Source organism: Fictibacillus phosphorivorans (assembly GCF_023715845.1).
Taxonomy (GTDB): domain Bacteria; phylum Bacillota; class Bacilli; order Bacillales; family Fictibacillaceae; genus Fictibacillus; species Fictibacillus phosphorivorans_D.
The window spans coordinates 181,226-200,341 of the sequence record NZ_JAMBOR010000001.1; the positions used below are offsets into that span (position 1 = coordinate 181,226).

At 38.7% G+C, this 19,116-nt stretch carries 20 protein-coding genes; 18 read left to right on the forward strand and 2 right to left on the reverse strand.

Going from position 1 to position 19,116, the window contains the following annotated elements; translation table 11 throughout:
* Window position 1 precedes the first annotated feature (1 nt).
* From M3206_RS00880 to M3206_RS00965, 18 genes are all read left to right on the forward strand, one after another.
* On the forward strand, window positions 2-964 hold the full coding sequence (locus M3206_RS00880; RefSeq protein ID WP_251310621.1) for a PhoH family protein: 963 nt from the start codon (window positions 2-4) through the stop codon (window positions 962-964).
* A 104-nt stretch (window positions 965-1,068) separates the two neighbouring features.
* Window positions 1,069-3,183, forward strand: coding sequence for an HD family phosphohydrolase (locus M3206_RS00885; RefSeq protein ID WP_251310622.1), 2,115 nt, complete (start codon window positions 1,069-1,071; stop codon window positions 3,181-3,183).
* A gap of 2 nt (window positions 3,184-3,185) precedes the next feature.
* Window positions 3,186-3,653, forward strand: a complete 468-nt coding sequence (ybeY, locus tag M3206_RS00890; RefSeq protein ID WP_251310623.1) for an rRNA maturation RNase YbeY — start codon at window positions 3,186-3,188, stop codon at window positions 3,651-3,653.
* Window positions 3,650-4,021, forward strand: coding sequence for a diacylglycerol kinase family protein (locus M3206_RS00895; RefSeq protein WP_285876624.1), 372 nt, complete (start codon window positions 3,650-3,652; stop codon window positions 4,019-4,021). The genes ybeY and M3206_RS00895 overlap by 4 nt, the downstream gene beginning before the upstream one ends.
* A gap of 18 nt (window positions 4,022-4,039) precedes the next feature.
* Window positions 4,040-4,438 (forward strand): cytidine deaminase, encoded by a 399-nt coding sequence (locus M3206_RS00900; RefSeq protein ID WP_251310624.1) that lies wholly within the window; start codon window positions 4,040-4,042, stop codon window positions 4,436-4,438.
* A complete protein-coding gene (era, locus tag M3206_RS00905) occupies window positions 4,431-5,339 on the forward strand; it encodes a GTPase Era (RefSeq protein WP_251310625.1) in 909 nt (302 codons plus the stop codon). The genes M3206_RS00900 and era overlap by 8 nt, the downstream gene beginning before the upstream one ends.
* 98 nt (window positions 5,340-5,437) lie before the next feature.
* A complete protein-coding gene (locus M3206_RS00910) occupies window positions 5,438-5,581 on the forward strand; it encodes a YqzL family protein (protein ID WP_251310626.1) in 144 nt (47 codons plus the stop codon).
* Window positions 5,582-5,621: 40 nt separating this feature from the next.
* A complete protein-coding gene (gene recO, locus M3206_RS00915) occupies window positions 5,622-6,365 on the forward strand; it encodes a DNA repair protein RecO (RefSeq protein ID WP_251310627.1) in 744 nt (247 codons plus the stop codon).
* Between the two features lie 61 nt (window positions 6,366-6,426).
* Window positions 6,427-7,110 carry a helix-turn-helix transcriptional regulator gene (locus M3206_RS00920; protein WP_285876625.1) on the forward strand — a complete coding sequence of 228 codons (684 nt, stop codon included), beginning with the start codon at window positions 6,427-6,429 and terminating at the stop codon, window positions 7,108-7,110.
* Window positions 7,111-7,127: 17 nt separating this feature from the next.
* Complete coding sequence (locus M3206_RS00925) at window positions 7,128-7,943, forward strand: pyruvate, water dikinase regulatory protein (RefSeq protein ID WP_251310628.1); 816 nt, start codon at window positions 7,128-7,130, stop codon at window positions 7,941-7,943.
* 185 nt (window positions 7,944-8,128) lie between these two features.
* On the forward strand, window positions 8,129-8,596 hold the full coding sequence (locus M3206_RS00930; protein ID WP_251310629.1) for a YaiI/YqxD family protein: 468 nt from the start codon (window positions 8,129-8,131) through the stop codon (window positions 8,594-8,596).
* A 57-nt stretch (window positions 8,597-8,653) separates the two neighbouring features.
* Window positions 8,654-10,462 carry a DNA primase gene (dnaG, locus tag M3206_RS00935; protein WP_251310630.1) on the forward strand — a complete coding sequence of 603 codons (1,809 nt, stop codon included), beginning with the start codon at window positions 8,654-8,656 and terminating at the stop codon, window positions 10,460-10,462.
* A gap of 42 nt (window positions 10,463-10,504) precedes the next feature.
* Entirely contained in the window at window positions 10,505-11,635 is a 1,131-nt protein-coding gene (gene rpoD / locus M3206_RS00940) for an RNA polymerase sigma factor RpoD (RefSeq protein ID WP_251310631.1), read from the forward strand.
* A 253-nt stretch (window positions 11,636-11,888) separates the two neighbouring features.
* Window positions 11,889-13,028, forward strand: coding sequence for an acyl-CoA dehydrogenase family protein (locus M3206_RS00945; protein WP_251310632.1), 1,140 nt, complete (start codon window positions 11,889-11,891; stop codon window positions 13,026-13,028).
* Between the two features lie 32 nt (window positions 13,029-13,060).
* Window positions 13,061-14,677 (forward strand): AMP-binding protein, encoded by a 1,617-nt coding sequence (locus tag M3206_RS00950; protein ID WP_251310633.1) that lies wholly within the window; start codon window positions 13,061-13,063, stop codon window positions 14,675-14,677.
* 235 nt (window positions 14,678-14,912) lie between these two features.
* Window positions 14,913-15,257: a cytochrome c550 gene (cccA, locus tag M3206_RS00955; protein ID WP_251310634.1), complete on the forward strand. Its 345-nt coding sequence runs from the start codon at window positions 14,913-14,915 to the stop codon at window positions 15,255-15,257.
* 111 nt (window positions 15,258-15,368) lie between these two features.
* Window positions 15,369-16,070, forward strand: a complete 702-nt coding sequence (locus tag M3206_RS00960) for a tRNA (adenine(22)-N(1))-methyltransferase (protein ID WP_251310635.1) — start codon at window positions 15,369-15,371, stop codon at window positions 16,068-16,070.
* Window positions 16,067-17,188 (forward strand): Nif3-like dinuclear metal center hexameric protein, encoded by a 1,122-nt coding sequence (locus tag M3206_RS00965; protein ID WP_251310636.1) that lies wholly within the window; start codon window positions 16,067-16,069, stop codon window positions 17,186-17,188. Before M3206_RS00960 ends, M3206_RS00965 begins: the two co-directional genes overlap by 4 nt.
* Window positions 17,189-17,253: 65 nt before the next feature.
* Here M3206_RS00965 and M3206_RS00970 read toward each other — a convergent pair whose 3' ends face one another.
* The gene (locus M3206_RS00970; RefSeq protein ID WP_251310637.1) at window positions 17,254-18,198 is read right to left on the reverse strand and encodes a 4-hydroxy-3-methylbut-2-enyl diphosphate reductase; all 945 of its coding nucleotides are present in this window, start codon (window positions 18,196-18,198) and stop codon (window positions 17,254-17,256) included.
* 116 nt (window positions 18,199-18,314) lie between these two features.
* Window positions 18,315-19,013: a VrrA/YqfQ family protein gene (gene vrrA / locus M3206_RS00975; protein ID WP_349773985.1), complete on the reverse strand. Its 699-nt coding sequence runs from the start codon at window positions 19,011-19,013 to the stop codon at window positions 18,315-18,317.
* Between the last annotated feature and the right edge of the window lie 103 nt (window positions 19,014-19,116).

Here is a 19,116-nt window from a genome sequence, read left to right on the forward strand (position 1 = left end):
TTTGTCAGAAACGAAAAGACTTAATTCATTACAACTGGAAAATACAACAGAAGCCGCATCACTTTTTGGGCCGAACGATGCCTTTTTAAAGGTTATTGAACATAAGCTCAACGTAGGGATTGTTACCCGGGGAGAGGAAATTTTAGTAACAGGAGAGCTTGCCAAAGCTGAGATGGTCGAAGAAACACTATCCGTGTTATTAAAATTAGTGCGAAAAGGCATAAAAATATCTGAGAGGGACATTGTTTATGCCGTTCAGCTCGCAGAAAAGAACATGCTTGATGAATTAAGTGAGTTATATGAAGAAGAAATAGCAGTGACTGCAAAAGGAAAACCGATTCGTGTTAAAACCCTAGGTCAGAGGCATTACGTTCAATCCATGAGAAAACGTGACCTTGTATTTGGCATTGGACCAGCAGGGACGGGCAAGACTTATCTTGCAGTCGTTATGGCAGTGAATGCATTGAAAGATGGCCGGATTAAAAAGATTGTTCTTACCCGTCCTGCAGTGGAAGCAGGTGAGAGCTTAGGCTTTTTACCAGGAGATTTAAAAGAGAAAGTTGACCCATACTTACGCCCGCTTTATGATGCGCTGCACGATCTTCTCGGGTCCGAACATACTGAGAGGCTCATCGAACGGGGAACGATTGAAATTGCACCGTTAGCATACATGAGAGGCCGAACCTTGGATGAATCCTTCGTAATTCTAGATGAAGCACAAAATACATCTCCTGAACAAATGAAAATGTTTTTAACTCGTCTTGGATTCGGATCGAAAATGGTGATTACGGGAGACCTTACACAAATTGATCTGCCTAGAGGAAAAGAGTCCGGGTTAAAAGTTACAGAAAAAAGACTTGAAGGCGTTAATGGAATTGATTTTATATACTTAAAACAGCTAGATGTTGTAAGACATCCGCTCGTTCAACGGATTATAGAAGCATACGAAACATATAATAAATAAGGACTCCTGTCTCAAGGAGCCCTTTTTTACTTTATATAAGTACCATATTTGTCCAACATTTGCTAAGATTAGTACAGGATTCAAAGTTTAGGGAGTGGTAGCGTTTGGTCAACTTGAAGCACGTACTATCAAATTACTTACGTTTAAGCGTCTCAACGGTATCTTTTATACTTATGGGATTGATTTTATTTGCGATCTTAGTAAGCAATGTCATTCCTAATGTTGTAGATGTTAACGTTTATGACCGTGCGCCTAGAGATATTCAGTCACCGATAACGATTCCTTTAGAAGAGCAGACGGAAGCTAGGAAAAGAATGGCTGAAGAAAATGTAAAGAATGAATATACCTTTAATAAAGAGATTGCTTTAGCACAAGCAGAAGGTATTGAATCTTTAATTAATACGATTATTACAATTAACGAAACAGAAGAAAAAAAGAAAGGAGATGAACCTCCTTTAACCTACGAACAAAAAGTTGAGCAGCTTAAGGATTACATAGATACCACTGAGATTTCTAAGGAAACATTTCAGGCTTTGTTTAGAGCGAGTGAAGTGGAATTGGCAAATGTGAAAAGCCTTTCAATCCGAGTGCTTGAGAGTGTGCTCGAAGATCCGATCATGGTAGAAGAAGTTGAAGGTAAAAGAGATGAAGCCGTTCGATTAATTCGTGAAAATGGAAATTTATCTTACTCTCTCAGGAACGCGACAGAAGAATTAACAAGAACGTTTATCATCGCGAACCGCACACTCGATACTGAAAAAACAAGACAAAAACGTAAAGAAGCCAGTGAAAAAGTGGAAGAAGTTTTTATTAGAGAAGGGGAAGTTTTGGTTAAAAGCGGTTCAGTGATCACGCCTGAAATCTATGAAAGATTAAAAAAGGTTGGCCTCCTTGACCAAGAAATGAAAACATATCCATACTACGGTCTCTTCTTGTTTGTCATACTTGTAATGGCAGGACTTTACTACTTTATGAAAGAAGAACGGAAGAAAGAGCACTTCAGGAAGTATGTAACGATTTATGCTCTGCTTTTTACACTTACACTTGTAGTGATGAAGCTGTTAAGCCTTAGTACTGATATTGGTTTGAACAGTTTGATGTATCTTGTTCCGGTAGCTGCTGGTGCGATGATGATTAAAATGCTGTTTAACGAAGAGCTCGCTGTCGTTACTTCAGTCATTTTTGCACTTAGTGCAGCATTAATATTTAATGAACAGACCACAGGGAACTTTAATTTTATCATGAGTTTGTATGTTTTATTTAACGCCCTTGCAGGAATCTTGTTCTTAGGAAAAACACAGCAGCGTTCAAAAATACTTCAAGCCGGATTTTTCGTTTCTTTTATAGCGATTCTAACAGTAGCAAGTGTACTGTTGCTTCAAAACGGGAAATTCACCTCTTGGCAGATTGGACTTGACCTTGGCTGTGCTGCTTTATCCGGATTTATTTCAGCGGTACTTACTTTAGGACTGCTACCGGTGATCGAATCATCTTTTAATATTTTATCAGTGACGAAATTGATCGAGCTCTCTAATCCGAATCATCCGATTTTAAGGAAAGTCCTCATGGAAGCCCCTGGGACTTATCATCATAGTATTATGGTGGCAAACTTATCTGAAGCTGCATGTGAATCGATCGGTGCCAATGGACTTCTAGCACGTGTAGGTTCTTATTATCATGATGTAGGCAAGACAAAACGGCCGCATTTTTTCATAGAAAATCAGATGAACATGGAAAATCCACATGATAAGATTGCTCCTCAGTTAAGCAAAACGATCATAACAGCACATCCATATGATGGAGCGGATATGCTTCGAGCGGAAAAAATACCGAAAGAGATCATTGATATAGCGGAACAGCATCATGGGACTACCCTGTTAAAATATTTCTATCATAAGGCTACCCAGTTAACGGAAAAAGAAGTATCCGAATCCGATTTCCGTTATCCTGGACCGAAAGCTCAAACGAAGGAAGTTGCGATTATAGGTATCTCAGATGCAGTTGAAGCAGCAGTTAGATCTTTAGCAAAGCCTACACCAGTAAAGATCGATCAGATCATTCGAAAGATTATAAAGGAAAGACTCGAAGATGGGCAGTTTGATGAATGTGACCTTACATTAAAAGAATTAGATATCGTAGCAAAAACGCTAACACAAACACTTCAAGGAATCTTTCATTCCCGAATCGAGTATCCAGAAGAAACGAAAAAGGTGGATTAATGATGACATTACATGTTGAGTATTTAAATGAAATTGATGAAAATAGTGTTGAGTTCCAAGAGTTATTAACCAATGTATTGCAAAAAGCCTCAGAGATGGAAGAAACGGGGCCAGCAGAAGTCTCAGTGACAATCGTTACGAAAGAAAGAATTAAGGAAATTAACAGCGAATACAGACAGAAAGATGCTGTTACTGATGTTATCTCTTTTGCCATGGAAGAAATGGGAGAAGATGAAACAGAGATTATTGGCGGTGAAGAAACAAGGTTTTTAGGAGACATCATTATCTGTTTAGACGTTGCAAAAGAACAAGCGGAAGAATATGGACATTCGATCGAGAGAGAAATGGGGTTCCTTGCCGTTCATGGATTCCTTCATCTTTTAGGATATGACCATATGACTGAAGCAGATGAGAAGGCGATGTTTGGCAGACAAGAGGAAATATTGGAGCAGTATGGATTGAAAAGATGATCGTATGGGATAAGTTATTAAAAAGCTTTCAATATGCTTATGCAGGTATTATACAAACCTATAGAAGTGAACAGAATTTTAAAATACACTTGTTTATAAGTGTAACCGTAATCATAATAGCTGTTATCCTTAATTTCTCTGCCTTACGTATGACCGTTTTACTGATTGTAATCGGCATTGTACTCGCATTAGAACTCATGAATACTGCGGTTGAAAAAACAGTCGATCTAATCACGCTAAAACGCCATCCGTTGGCAAAGGAAGCGAAAGATGCTGCAGCAGGTGCAGTTTTGGTTTTTTCCATATTTGCTGTTATAATCGGTATACTGCTATTTATAGAACCTTTATTAAAAAGCATAGAAAGTTAAGAAAAGGTGAAACGTCTTATGAACAAAAATCAATTAATGGAACAAGCTAAAGAAGCCAGAGAAAGAGCGTATGTCCCTTATTCAAAATTCAAGGTAGGCGCGGCATTGCTTTCGAGTGAAGGAAACGTTTATCATGGCGCTAATATTGAGAATGCAGCTTACAGCTTAACTTGCTGTGCTGAAAGAACAGCTTTATTTAAAGCGTATACAGAAGGCGATACTAAATTTACTGCAATGGCTGTCGTTGCTGATACAAAACGTCCGGTTCCCCCTTGTGGTGCATGCCGTCAGGTTATTTCAGAATTGTGTCCTCCTGATATGTCGGTTTACTTAACAAACCTTCATGGTGATGTTCAGGAACTTGTAGTAAAAGAGTTGCTTCCAGGAGCTTTTTCAGCGGAGGATTTAAATGATTAAACCTGGGTATAAATCGGGATTTGTAACGATAATCGGCCGTCCAAATGTGGGCAAGTCCACCTTATTAAATCAGGTGATCGGGCAAAAAATAGCGATTATGAGTGATAAACCGCAGACCACAAGAAATAAGATACAAGCTGTTTACACAACAGATGAATCACAGGTTATTTTTATTGATACACCTGGCATCCATAAGCCTAAGCATAAGCTCGGGGACTTTATGACAAGAACGGCGCAGCAGACATTAAACGAAGTGGACCTTATTTTGTTCGTGATCAATGCGGAAGAAGGATATGGCCGTGGTGACCAATTTATCATAGACCGATTGCAGAATGTGAAAAATCCTGTTTTCTTAGTGGTAAATAAAATCGACAAAGTCCATCCAGATGAATTGCTGCCATTAATAGATATGTATAGAAATAAGCTGGATGTTGCTGAAGTTGTTCCGATTTCTGCTTTAAAAGGAAATAATGTGGATACGTTATTGAACCAGATCGTTTCTTATTTGGAAGAGGGACCACAGTATTACCCGGAAGATCAAGTAACAGATCATCCTGAGCGATTCATAACAGCGGAATTAATTCGCGAGAAAGTTCTTCATTTAACACGAGAAGAAATTCCTCATTCTGTTGCTGTAGTCATTGAGGAAATGAAGGTACGCGAAGAGAAAAACGTTGTTTTTGTTAACGCTACTATCATCGTTGAAAGAGCGTCTCAAAAAGGGATTGTTATTGGTAAGCAAGGGAAGATGCTTAAAGAGATCGGAAAAAGAGCGAGAGTGGATATCGAAACCCTATTAGGATCCAAAGTCTTCTTAGAACTTTATGTTAAAGTGCAGAATGACTGGAGAAATCGTCAGAAACAGCTGGCTGAGTTTGGTTTTAATGAGGATGATTATTAATAGTAAAAACTGTTAATTTTTCTTTCACATGAAAACGATGTTTAAGGTGAACCTAGTTAATATCAGGAGTAAAAACAAATAGAAAGGTGTGTCCAACGATGAAAGAATTTACTTGGAAAGTATTCTGTGAAACGGGCAATATTGATACCTATTTGTTATACAAAGAGCTTGACCAAGAAATAACAGCGCTATCAGCAGTTATTCCCTCTGAAGAGTCTCTAGAAGAACCTCCGTTGCAATAATTAACTTGGTGCCTTCTTCATGAGAGGGTGGTGAAATACCTTGCTTTATAAAGTGGAAGGAATAGTCATTAAAACCGTTCCGTATGGTGAATCAAATTTGATTATCACTCTATACACGAAGGAACTTGGAAAAATTGGCGTAATGGCAAGAGGAGCGAAAAAGCCTAAAAGCCGCTTTACTTCCATTACGCAGCTTTTTACATATGGAATATTTGTGTTTCAAAAAGGAAGGGGTCTAGGAACTTTGCAGCAAGGGGAAGCATTGTCCTCTTTTCGGCATATTCGTGAAGACCTTGTTAAAACAGCCTATGCAGCTTACTTGTCGGAGCTTCTCGATCGTTTTACATCTGAAGATGACATGAAGCCTGACTTATTTGGGTGGATGAAGCAAGCATTAGAGTATATTAATCATGGAATTGACCCAGAAGTCATCACCTTTTTATTTGAGATAAAAATGATGAAAACAGCGGGTATCGTACCTGAACTCTCCAGATGTGTCTCTTGTCACCGGAAAGAAGGGGATTTTTCTTTTTCGATTCGAGAAGGCGGATTTCTCTGTGAAAGATGTGCTTACAAAGATCCTTATAGGTTGAAAATCTCGAAAGGAGTGGCGAGGCTCTTAAATATGTTTTATCATCTTGATCTTGCCAGACTCGGAAACGTGTCCTTAAAAAAGGAAACTAAAAGAGAATTAAGGATGCTTTTTGATGCCTACATGGAAGAATATTCGGGTGTGTTCTTAAAGTCAAAAAAGTTTTTAAAACAACTGGATGACCTAACGTAACGACTGTAAAGAGATCTTTGCAGTTTTTTTGTTCGCATTTCTCCTTTAATGAGTTATAATAATGAAAATAAGTATAACACATTGGGTGCAGCAAAAGGTGGTGTACAAAATCGAACTAAACAAAAGACAGCAGAAGATTATTGAGATCGTTAAAGATCATGGACCTATTACAGGCGAACAGATTGCTGACCAGCTTGATTTAACCCGGGCAACCCTTCGACCTGATCTAGCTATTTTAACGATGGCAGGCTATTTGGATGCTAGACCAAGAGTAGGTTATTTTTACACGGGTAAAACGGGTTCACAATTACTGACAGAAAAAGTGAAGAAAATTAAAGTAGCTGAGTTTACTTCAATGCCGGTTGTCGTTCAAGACTCGGCGACAGTATACGAAGCGATCTGTACCATGTTCTTAGAAGATGTAGGGACTTTGTTCGTTATTAATAAAAACGGACATCTTGTAGGAGTCGCTTCACGAAAAGATTTATTGAGAGCAAGTATGGGGAAACAAGAGATCAATAGGATTCCGATTAATATTATCATGACAAGAATGCCTAATATTACGTATTGTTTTAAAGAAGATTTCTTATTAGACATCGCTCATATTTTGATTGAAAAACAAATAGACGGACTTCCAGTAGTGAAGCGTACTGAAAACGAGAACGGGCTAGAGGTAGTTGGGAGAATTACGAAAACAAATGTTACAAAGGCTTTTGTAGAACTAGCTCACGACGAAATACTTTAATAATTGGGGAGGTCAATATGACAGGACGTCCAATCGTATATGTCGTTTCAGATTCAGTTGGAGAAACGGCAGAACTGGTTGTAAAAGCGGCTGCTAGCCAATTTAATTCAAATGGGATCGAGATAAAAAGGGTTCCTTATGTCGAAGATAAAGAAACGATTGATGAAGTGATTTCTTTAGCAAAGGATCACAATGGTATCATTGCCTATACCTTGGTTGTTCCCGAGATTAGTGAGTACGTGGCTAAGCAAGCTGCAGCAAACGGAATACCAACTGTGGATATTATGGGACCTATTATGAATCAGCTTCAATCCAGGCTTAATCAGGTACCTAGATATGAACCTGGAGTGGTACATAAACTAGACGATGAATACTTCAGAAAAGTTGAGGCTATAGAATTTGCCGTTAAGTATGATGATGGGAGAGATCCAAGAGGGATATTAAAAGCGGATGTTGTGCTCATAGGTGTTTCAAGAACTTCGAAGACACCACTTTCTCAATATCTCGCACACAAGCGCCTAAAGGTGGCTAACGTACCGATTGTCCCTGAAGTGGAACCGCCAGAAGAATTGTTTAAAGTTTCTCCTAATAAGTGTTTTGGGCTAAAGATTTCTCCTGAAAAGTTAAATGATATTCGCAGAGAACGATTAAAAGCATTAGGGTTGAATTCAGAAGCAAACTACGCAAATATGGAAAGAATCAAACAAGAACTGATCTATTTTAATAAGGTTGTAGACAAAATCGGCTGTAGAGTTGTCGAGGTATCGAACAAGGCTGTTGAGGAATCAGCTAACGTTATTTATAATCTTTTTCAAGGGAAATCCTATAAATAAAAGCGCAAATTTTTGCGCTTTTTTATTTCGAGCATTTTACTGGTAAATTCATTCCGTTTTTATTATAATATTACATTGTGATTAAAAATAAAAACTTTGACTAAAATAGTGATACATTCAGAATGCATTTTTATGTAAATGCCAACAAATAAAGGAGAATCACTGGAAAAGTAGAACATAAAAATATGGAAAACTTAAAAGCTGATATATATGTTGATGCAGATGCGTGCCCTGTAGTAATAAAAGAAGAGATTAATAAATATTCAAAAGTGTATCGGTTCGAACCTATTTTTGTGACTTCTTTTGCACATGCAAGCCTTACAGACCAACCAGGGCGCTGGATTCTTGTAGATGCCCGTCCAGAGGAAGTTGACATGTACATACATAATCATTCTAAAAAAAATGACATTGTAGTAACCCAAGATCATGCTCTTGCAAGTTTGCTTATTCCAAAAGGGGTTTATGTTATCACTCCTAGAGGGAAACATTTTCAAGAGAATGAAATGGAAAGAGTGCTTCATGAACGCTATTTGTCAGCTAAAGCAAGACGTTCTGGAAAACATTCTAAAGGGCCTGCTAAATTCACAAAGGAGGATGCAGAAAGATTCAGTTCAGTTTTTTGCGAAATCCTGTCGAATGTTGAAGGAAAATAGAATTGCGGGACGAATATATATCTAGTGTCAAAAGAAACAGAGTTTTGTGGTGGTAATATGGAACGTATACCAGAAGATTTAATCGAAAAAGTTAGGTCATCAAACGATATTGTAGATGTGATAAGTGATTATGTTCCTCTAAAAAAACAAGGACGAAATTATTTTGGTTTATGTCCATTTCATGGCGAGAAATCACCTTCATTTTCTGTATCACCGGAAAAACAGATCTACCACTGCTTCGGATGTGGAGCAGGCGGAAATGTTTTTTCATTTTTGATGAATTATGAAGGATATTCATTTATTGAAGCCGTAACACAACTCGGTAAAAAAAGTTCAATCGAACTGCCTCAAATGCATCAGCAGAACTATTCCTTAAAAAGTACTGACGAAAAAAGAAAAATGATTGATATTCATGAGCTGCTGGCTAAGCTTTATCATCATTGTCTTCTTCATACTAAACAGGGAAGACCAGCACTTGACTACCTGGAAAACAGAGGTTTTACAAGAGAGTCTATCGAACGCTTTCAAATCGGCTTCGCTCCTGATTCATGGGAAACTGCTTCACAATTCATTCAGAAACGTGAACTGGATATTAATCTTGCTGAGAAAGCAGGTTTGATTGGAAGGCGGCAATCAGACGGAAAACCTTACGATCGTTTCCGAAACAGAATCATGTTTCCGATCTGGGATCGAACGGGTTCAGTTGTTGCTTTTGGAGGAAGAGTTTTAGATGGGAATGATGAACCGAAGTACTTAAACAGCCCAGAATCAAAGATCTTTCAAAAAGGGAAGACACTTTACGGTTTAAACCTTTCTAGAGCAGATATCAGACAGAAACAACACGCTGTTATTTTTGAAGGTTATGTCGATACGATCGCTGCTTACAGAGCAGATGTTACGAATGGGGTTGCAACACTGGGAACGTCATTAACAGAGGATCATGCTTCTATATTGAGGAGAAATGTTCAATCTGTCACAATCTGTTATGATTCGGACCGAGCAGGTGTTGAAGCCGCATTTCGTGCCGCTGAAATTCTGACTAAACAAGGCTGTACAGTAAAAATTTCGCAGATGCCAGACGGGATGGACCCTGATGACTATATTTCTAAATTTGGAGGCGAAACCTTCCAAAAGGATATAATAGGGGCTAGCCTTACCGTTATGGCATTTAAAATACAATACTATAGACGCGGCAAAAACCTTCGTGATGAAGGAGAACGGATGATCTATATCGAAGAGATTATCAGCGAAATAGCCCGTCTGCCAAAAGCGGTTGAAAGAGATCATTATCTCCGGCAGATCGCTTCAGAATTTAATTTGTCATTAGAGGCATTAAAACAACAGCAAATACAGACTTTCAAGCAACAGCAAAAGTCAAAGGATAACGGCCCAAAAAAGCGGGATAATAATTTTAGAATACAAACACTTTTGCAGAAGTCTTTATTGCCAAAAAATTTAAATGCCGAAAGAATACTTCTAGCTCACATGCTTAAAAGTGAAGAAACCGCATTTCTTATTCAGGAAAAGCTTGTAACAGGCTTTAATGTGGAAGAGCATAATGCGATTGCTGCCTATCTGTATGCCTTTTATGAAGAAGGAAATAAACCCAATGTAGGGTTATTCATGCAGCGGATCGACGATGACAAATTAAGAAAACTAGCATCAGAGTTAGCAATGCTCACCATAAGTGATGAAATGAATGAAGTTGAGCTTGCAGATTATATTCGGATTATTTCTAGCTATCCATTATTGCGAGAGATAAAAGAAAAAGAAAAACAGCAAGAAGACGCAATAAGAAGGAATGAAATAAAACTGGCAGCCCAAATTGCCCAAGAAATTATGAGAATGAAAAGATCTCTAAAATAATCGGGACGCAGGATGGTTGAAGTTTTGGAAGGAGGGGATCGAATGGCTGAGAAACCAAACCGTCAAGGGACGGAAGGCGAATTAACCATCGATCAAGTAAAAGAACAATTAGTAGAAGCCGGTAAAAAGCGAGGTCGGCTGACATATACGGAAATTACAGGCAAACTTGCTCCATTTGAACAAGATTCAGATCAAATGGATGAATTCTATCATTATCTAGAAGAGCAAGGTGTTGAGGTAGCAGAAGCCTCAGAAGATTCCGATGATGAAGATGATCCAAAGTTCGAAATGGAAAAAGACGAGGAAGAGTTTGATTTAAATGATCTTAGTGTTCCTCCTGGTGTTAAAATTAATGACCCAGTTCGTATGTACCTCAAAGAAATCGGACGGGTTGACCTGCTTTCTGCAGATGAAGAAATTGAACTCGCAAAAAGAATTGAAAATGGCGATGAAGAAGCAAAACGTCGATTGGCAGAAGCAAACTTACGACTTGTTGTAAGTATTGCTAAACGTTATGTCGGACGAGGAATGCTGTTCCTGGACCTTATCCAAGAAGGAAACATGGGATTGATCAAAGCCGTTGAAAAATTCGATTACGACAAAGGGTTTAAATTTAGTACGTATGCGACATGGTGGATTAGACAAGCGATTACTCGTGCAATTGCCGACCAAGCTCGTACCATTCGAATTCCCGTTCACATGGTCGAGACAATCAACAAACTTATTCGTGTCCAGCGCCAACTTCTCCAAGACTTAGGCCGTGAACCTACTCCTGAAGAAATTGGAGCAGAAATGGAACTTACACCAGAAAAAGTTCGTGAGATCTTAAAAATCGCACAAGAACCAGTATCATTAGAAACACCGATCGGTGAAGAAGACGATTCTCACTTAGGTGATTTTATTGAAGATCAGGACGCACTTGCTCCATCTGAAGCTGCAGCGTATGAATTATTAAAAGAACAACTAGAAGATGTTCTAGATACTTTAACGGACCGTGAAGAAAACGTTCTTCGTCTGCGTTTTGGTCTAGATGATGGACGAACACGCACGCTTGAAGAAGTAGGTAAAGTTTTCGGAGTTACGCGTGAGCGTATCCGTCAGATCGAGGCTAAAGCCCTTCGCAAGCTCCGTCATCCAAGCAGAAGCAAACGTCTAAAAGATTTTCTAGAATAGAAAGCTTGCCTTTTATGGCAGGCTTTTTTTTATTTGATTTTATTTTACTGATTATTCCACTTGAATGCAAACTTCCCAAAATTTCTATTCCTACATCGTTTTACTTACGATTCCTAGTATTTTCTAATGTATTCTTCTTATTTTTAAATTTAAAATCGTTTAAATCTTGTAAAAATTCAGCCTTTATATCTATAATAAATATGAAAGCGTATACATTAGAGAAGTAATTAATTCAAAAGGGTGGGAAACAACCATGAATTTTACATTAACTGAAGAGCAATCCATGATTCAAAAGATGATGCGGGAATTTGCGGATGAAGTGGTAGCACCGGGTGCAGAAGCAAGAGATAAAAATAAGGAATTCCCAGTCGAGATTTTCCAAAAACTTTCTAAGCTTGGTATGATGGGACTGCCATTTCCTGAGGAGTATGGCGGCGGCGGTGCTGATACGATTAGTTTTGCGATTGCCGTTGAAGAATTAAGCCGAGCTTGTGGTTCTACTGGAATTACATATTCCGCACACGTATCATTAGGTGGAGCACCTTTAAACTTATTTGGTACTCATGAGCAGAAAGAAAAATATTTAACACCGATCTGTACAGGTGAATCTTTTGGTGCATTCGGACTGACTGAACCAAATGCTGGATCTGATGCAGGAGGTACTGAAACTTCAGCTGTCATAGAAAATGGCGAATGGGTGATTAACGGAAGCAAGTGTTATATAACGAACGCCAGTTATGCTAAACATTTGGCATTAACTGCTGTTACGAATAGAAACGGAAATGATAAAGAGATTTCTGCTATTATCGTTCCTACTGATGCGAAAGGTTTTAAAGTGATAGATAACTACGAAAAAATGGGTCTTCATTCTTCTAACACTACAGAACTTTTTATGGAGGATGTAAGAGTTCCTGAAGAAAACTTGTTAGGAAAACGCGGAGATGGATTTAAACAGTTCTTGGTAACTCTTGATGGAGGAAGAATCGGAATTGGTGCTATGGCCGTAGGAATCGCTCAAGCAGCCTATGAAAAAGCACTTGCATATGCTCAGGAACGTAAGCAATTTGGTAGATCGATCTCAAAATTTCAGGCGATTCAATTTAAGCTCGCTGATATGGCTATGAAAATTGAACTGGCAAGAATGATGGTGTATAAAGCTGCATGGCTGAAAGATCAAGGTAAAAAGTTTTCAAAAGAAGCCTCCATGGCTAAATTGTATGCTTCTGAAGCATGTATGCAAATTTGTTCCGAATCCGTACAAATTCATGGCGGAAATGGGTATATGAGAGATTACCATGTTGAACGCTACTTTAGGGATGCGAAGCTTCTTGAGATCGGAGAAGGAACATCAGAAGTTCAACGTATCGTAATCGCTAGAGAGATCGGCTGCTGATTTTTCATATTATTATATGGATGGGGTGAATTATGGCTGAGTTAATGAAAGTAACTGTTGGGAATTGTTTAAAGGAACAAGCACAAAAGAACATGGCACAAGAAGCCATTGTTTACAGTAAACTTGGAATTCGCTATACCTATCAGGAATTTTATGAACTTACAACTAAAGTGGCAAAAGGCTTAATGGCGATGGGAATCAACAAGGGAGATCACATTGCTGTTTGGGCTACTAATGTTCCGGAATGGCTGCTGTTGCAATTTGGTTCTGCAAGGGCAGGTGCCGTTTTAGTTACGGTGAATACGAATTATCAAAGTGCAGAACTGGATTATCTGCTTAAGCAGTCGGATACAAAAGCTTTATTTTTCATAGAAGAATTCCGATCAACTCCTTACAGAAAAATTATTGATTCCGTAAAGCAAAGAATCGATGAGTTTCCGCATTTGAAACACTTTGTTCAAATCGATCACAATCATTCTACAACGTATGATACTTTTCAAGGAATGTTAGCAGCAGGTGAAGTGATCTCTGATGAAGAGCTTCAGAAAAGGGAAGATTCTCTGCACTATCATGATGTTATTAATATGCAATATACCTCTGGTACAACAGGATTTCCCAAAGGTGTAATGCTTACACATCACAACATTGTCAACAATGCGCGCCAGATTGCTGAGAGCATGAATCTAACGAATGCTGATAGGTTGTGTATACCTGTTCCTTTCTTCCATTGCTTTGGATGTGTACTAGGAACTCTTGCAGCCGTTTCAGTTGGAGCTACGATGGTGCCTATCGTACAATTTGACCCAATAGAAGTTTTAGAGACTGTAGAAAAAGAGAAATGTACGGGGCTACATGGTGTTCCTACGATGTTCATAGCCGAACTGAATCTCCCTGACTTTGATCGTTATGATTTGAGTACACTAAGGACAGGAATAATGGCGGGGTCTCCTTGTCCGATTGAAGTGATGAAGAAAGTAATCAATCAAATGGGTATGAGTGAGATTACCATTGCCTATGGTCAAACAGAATCATCCCCTGTAATCACTCAAACAAGAACGGATGACCCTATCGAAAGAAGGGTAGAGACAGTAGGGAAAAAACATGCGATGGTAGAAACAAAAATTGTGAATCCGATAACGAATGAAGAAGTTAAAACAGGTGAACAAGGAGAGCTCTGCACAAGAGGTTACCATGTGATGAAAGGGTATTACAAGATGCCTGAAGCGACAAAAGAAGCCATAGACAATGAGGGTTGGCTGCATACAGGCGATTTAGCTACGGTAGATGAAGATGGCTATTACAGAATAACTGGCCGCTTAAAAGATATGATTATCCGTGGAGGAGAAAATGTCTATCCAAGGGAAGTAGAAGAATTTCTTTATTCTCACCCTGCCATTTTAGATGTGCAAGTCGTCGGAGTTCCTGATAAGAAGTTTGGTGAAAGAGTAGCTGCCTTTTTACAGTTAAAAGAAGGGGAATCACTATCGTCTGATGAACTAAAAAACTATTGCGAAGGTAAAATCTCTAAATTTAAGATACCAGAATACTTTTTATTTGTTGATGAGTATCCAATGACGGCTTCAGGAAAAATACAAAAGTATAAACTTAGAGAACAAGCATTAGAGGCTCTATCTGTAATCCATGAATAGCCACCATTTGTGTGGCTATTTTTACTTGGTGGCTGCTTAAATAGATCGTGCATTTATGATCGTTTCGTTTACTCGTAAATTCTGTAATATCTTGTGACAAAACTGGGAAAAATATAGTTTGCCCTTCCCAAGTAAACGCTTTTAAAGTACAATAGGTTATGGATTGTAAACCAATACATAGTAGTTTTAAAAAACCAAACAACAAATGTGCTGTACAGAAGAAGGAGGAATTTGAATGAAACGTAATCCACTCATTCCTTTTGCCATTATAGGAGTTATTGGAATTGTTCTTATGCTAACAATGGGCGGATATGGTATCAACAAGGTTCATCAAGCAAGCCAAGATAAAGAAAAGGCTGCTATGGATCCTGAAGCTATTTTCAAACAGAACTGTGCTTCATGTCACGGACAAAATCTTGAAGGCGCAACAGGCCCGGCACTTGATAAAATCGGCGGAAAATACTCCGAAAAAGAGATCGCTGATATCGTGAAAAATGGTAAGCCTGGTGGAATGCCTGCAGGTGTTGTAAAAGGTGAAGAAGCAAAAATAGTAGTAAAATGGCTCTCAGAAAAAAAATAAAATAAAAAAGAGCTTCTTGTTTTTTGGACAAGAAGCTTTTTTTCATTCAGCTTGCAATAAATGCAGAAGAAGACAAATACTATACTATTGAAAAATAAAGCGGTGATTAACATGAATTCTGAAAAACTGTCACAAAGACTAGAGAAAGTTTCACATTATGTTTTAGAAGGGTCTGTACTGGCTGATATAGGATCAGACCACGCCTATTTACCTTGTCACTTAGGGTTAAAAGGGAAGATAAAAAAAGGGATAGCGGGCGAGATTACAGAAGGTCCCTATCTATCTGCAAAAGAACAAGTAGAGTTAGACGGATTGTCGGAAATAATTGAAGTAAGAAAAGGGGATGGCCTTTCCGTACTAAAAGAGAATGAAGCTGAAGTTATAACCATCTGCGGCATGGGAGGTTCTCTTATTACGTCTATCCTCGAGAGTGGAAAAGAGAAACTTGGAAGTGCAAAAAGGTTAGTGCTTCAACCAAACATAGGCGCTCAGAACGTTAGAAAATGGCTTTTAAACGAGAATTGGGTGCTCTCAGCTGAAGAGATTTTAAAAGAAGACGGAAAAATCTATGAAGTACTAGTGGCTGATAAGTCGGGTGAACAGCCTTACACAAGTAATACAGAAGCGGAACTTTTATTTGGTCCATTCCTATTAAAGTCTCAAAATGATGCGTTTAAGGAAAAATGGGCAGGGGAAGTGAAGCAGTGGAAAGCCATCTTGACTCAAATGGAACGAAGTCAGGGAATCGTAGCTGATCAAAAACGAAAAGAACTAGTAAAACATATTAATCTTGCAGAGGAGTGGATCGATTGAAAAAGGCAGCTAACGGGCAGTTTGTTATCTCGCTTTTAGAAAGCTTTGCACCTAAAAAGATGGCCGTCGAAGGTGACCCGATCGGATTACAGGTAGGTTCATTGAACCGTCCCGTCAAAAAAGTAATGATCGCGCTGGATGTGCTTGAACCTGTTGTAGATGAAGCGATAGAAAAGGAAGTGGATTTGATTATTGCTCATCATCCACTTCTGTATCGTCCGCTTAAGAAGATTGATACGAATACGTCAAAAGGAAGAGTCATTGAGAAACTGATCAAGAACGAAATAACGGTTTATGCCGCACATACGAACCTTGATGTAACGGCACGAGGAGTCAACGAGTGGCTCTCTAAAGGACTAGAACTTCAACAAACTGAAGTTTTAGCTCCTACCTATGAGGAACAACTCATCAAATTATCCGTTTTTGTACCGGTTTCACATGAAGAAGCTGTAAGACAAGCGTTAGGTGATGCGGGTGCAGGCCATATCGGAAATTACAGTCATTGCAGCTTTTCGACAAACGGATGGGGATCTTTCAAACCACTTGAAGGAACAAATCCATACATTGGTGAGCAAGGGAAAATTGAACGTACAGAAGAAGTAAGGCTTGAATCTATCTTCCCAGCTACGATCCAGAATTCTGTTTTATCTGCGATGAAAAAGGCTCATCCATACGAAGAAGTGGCTTTTGATCTTTATCCGCTACTCAATAAAGGAACCGAACTTGGAATTGGAAAGATCGGAAAATTGGATAAAGAGATGACGATCGATGAGTTTGTTCAGCATGTTAAAGATGCTTTTGGAATCTCTGGTGTTCGAGTGATCAAAGGGCACGATCATCTTATTAAAAAAGTTGCCGTGGTAGGTGGAGATGGAAACAAATACATCTATCCTGCTGTCAGAAAAGGAGCTGATGTGCTAGTAACGGGGGATATATATTACCACAATGCTCATGACGCACAAGAAGAGGGTCTTACTATAATTGACGCAGGGCATCATATTGAGGAAATCATGAAAACAGAACTAAAAGATGTGCTTGAGAAGGAACTTTCTGAAAGAAAGTATGATACAACGGTTATCGAATCCACTATTCGAACAGAGCCATTTACGTTTATGTAGTAACTTCTCCATACAACCATATAAAAAGCAAAGCTGGACGAACCAGCTTTGCTTTTTTGTTTTTTTTATTTTTTCTCTTTTACTTTAGGAAGAATACGGTTTATTTGTACTTTACGTTTTTTTGTCCATGTCTCTGGATTGTTTTCATCATAATTATTAAGGAAATCGATGACTTCTTTCGTAATCGGAGTTGGTGTAGAGGCACCGGAGGTAACTCCCACTTTATTAACGCCTTTTAACCACTCCAGATCAATCTCTGATACATCAGAAATCCGATATGCTTTAGTTCCGGCAATCTCTTCTGATACTTGTGCGAGACGGTTAGAGTTATTGCTTCGAGGGTCTCCGACTACAAGCACTAAATCACAGTCTCCAGCCTGATTCGCAACTGCTTCTTGACGTACTTGTGTAGCTAAACAGATTTCTTTATGCACTTCAGCTTTTGGATAACGAATCAACAATTGCTTAATCAGTTCAGCTACATCCCATTGGCTCATTGTTGTTTGATTGGTAATAAGGATCTTATCACTTTTAACATCCAATGACTCCAAGTCTTCCTGATTCTCAACAAGATGAACGATATGAGGCGCGATTCCAATCGCTCCTTCAGGCTCAGGATGGCCTTTTTTTCCAATATAAATGATCTCATAGCCTTCTTTTTCTTTCTCTCTAATCAGATCATGCGTTTTTGTAACATCCGGACATGTTGCGTCTATTTCGTACAGCCCTTTTTCATGAGCGAGGCGTCTAACTTCTGGAGAGACTCCATGTGCTGTATAAATGACTGTTCCTGATTCTATGTTACGAATGATATCTAATCGATTGTTTCCATCAAGTGTAATGATTCCTTCGTCTTCAAAGGCATCTGTTACATGTTTGTTATGGACAATCATCCCAAGGATATAAATGGGTCTAGGCAGCGTTGGATCATTTGCGGCTTGACGTGCCATAACCATTGCATCTACGACACCATAACAATACCCACGGGGGGATATTTTAATAACTTCCATATTGACCTCTCCTTTATTCATATAAAAGACAGCACAGATGTCTATGCTGTCTTGGGAGATTTACTTCTGTATGTCTTTATTATAAAGGAGAGAACATAAGAACTCAAACACTATACTTATACGTACAGCTTCGGTCCTGAGAGGTGATACCCTTTAGGCATATTCGTTTTAGGTGCTGCAGGTACTAATTTGGTATTTGCAGGTGCTTTTTTTAATTGTTGAACCTGTTCTTTTGCCGTTTTTGTTTTTGCCTTTTTGGACGATTTTTTACCTGTTACTTTTACTTTTTCTTCTACCTCTTTTTTATTTTTTCCCTTCTTTTTTGGACCTTTATTTTCTTTTACTTCAGCATTTTCAGAATTGTTTTCATTCGTTTCATTTGTTTCATCCGTTTTATTCGCTTCAGTCGTTTCTACTTTCTTGGAGGTGTCTGCCTCAGGGCTGTTTTCGGCTTTAGTACCTGAACCTAAACCGCCGTTTTGAAATTCTTTAAATGCTGTCATTATGGATGGCAGGTTTTTCATCGCCGGACCGTATTGTTTGATCATAGGACCCATCGTTTCAGCAACTTTTAAAACCTTTTGTACATTATTTAACATAGTAAAAATACTAGTTCCACCCGTTACACTTCCTCCGCTCCCAATAGTCCCTAAGAAACGGTCAACAGACCCCGCATGACGTGGCATTCCTTGCATGCCATTCATATTCTGCATATGAGGATGTACTTGAAATGGCTGCATTGGATGCTGAGGCTGAGTTGGATATCTGTAAAATGGCTGCATAATTCCCCCTCCTTTCCAAAATAATACGCTCATAAACAGAATATGAATTCAAGAAAATATGTGTGATATTTATCCCAGCTTTCTTAAAGAAAAGACAAGGATAATTGGCTTAAATCCAAAACATACTCTATAATAC

Excerpts from the sequence above, each read along its gene's own strand:
- dnaG (WP_251310630.1), top strand. The coding sequence starts at position 8,654 with ATGGAACGTATACCAGAAGATTTAATCGAAAAAGTTAGGTCATCAAAC.
- M3206_RS00930 (WP_251310629.1), top strand. The coding sequence starts at position 8,129 with ATGGAAAACTTAAAAGCTGATATATATGTTGATGCAGATGCGTGCCCT.
- M3206_RS00925 (WP_251310628.1), top strand. The coding sequence starts at position 7,128 with ATGACAGGACGTCCAATCGTATATGTCGTTTCAGATTCAGTTGGAGAA.
- M3206_RS00900 (WP_251310624.1), top strand. The coding sequence starts at position 4,040 with ATGAACAAAAATCAATTAATGGAACAAGCTAAAGAAGCCAGAGAAAGA.
- M3206_RS00945 (WP_251310632.1), top strand. The coding sequence starts at position 11,889 with ATGAATTTTACATTAACTGAAGAGCAATCCATGATTCAAAAGATGATG.
- rpoD (WP_251310631.1), top strand. The coding sequence starts at position 10,505 with ATGGCTGAGAAACCAAACCGTCAAGGGACGGAAGGCGAATTAACCATC.
- era (WP_251310625.1), top strand. The coding sequence starts at position 4,431 with ATGATTAAACCTGGGTATAAATCGGGATTTGTAACGATAATCGGCCGT.
- M3206_RS00920 (WP_285876625.1), top strand. The coding sequence starts at position 6,427 with ATGAAAATAAGTATAACACATTGGGTGCAGCAAAAGGTGGTGTACAAA.
- M3206_RS00970 (WP_251310637.1), bottom strand. The coding sequence starts at position 18,198 with ATGGAAGTTATTAAAATATCCCCCCGTGGGTATTGTTATGGTGTCGTA.
- M3206_RS00910 (WP_251310626.1), top strand. The coding sequence starts at position 5,438 with ATGAAAGAATTTACTTGGAAAGTATTCTGTGAAACGGGCAATATTGAT.
- vrrA (WP_349773985.1), bottom strand. The coding sequence starts at position 19,013 with ATGAGCGTATTATTTTGGAAAGGAGGGGGAATTATGCAGCCATTTTAC.
- ybeY (WP_251310623.1), top strand. The coding sequence starts at position 3,186 with ATGACATTACATGTTGAGTATTTAAATGAAATTGATGAAAATAGTGTT.
- M3206_RS00950 (WP_251310633.1), top strand. The coding sequence starts at position 13,061 with ATGGCTGAGTTAATGAAAGTAACTGTTGGGAATTGTTTAAAGGAACAA.
- M3206_RS00960 (WP_251310635.1), top strand. The coding sequence starts at position 15,369 with ATGAATTCTGAAAAACTGTCACAAAGACTAGAGAAAGTTTCACATTAT.
- cccA (WP_251310634.1), top strand. The coding sequence starts at position 14,913 with ATGAAACGTAATCCACTCATTCCTTTTGCCATTATAGGAGTTATTGGA.
- M3206_RS00895 (WP_285876624.1), top strand. The coding sequence starts at position 3,650 with ATGATCGTATGGGATAAGTTATTAAAAAGCTTTCAATATGCTTATGCA.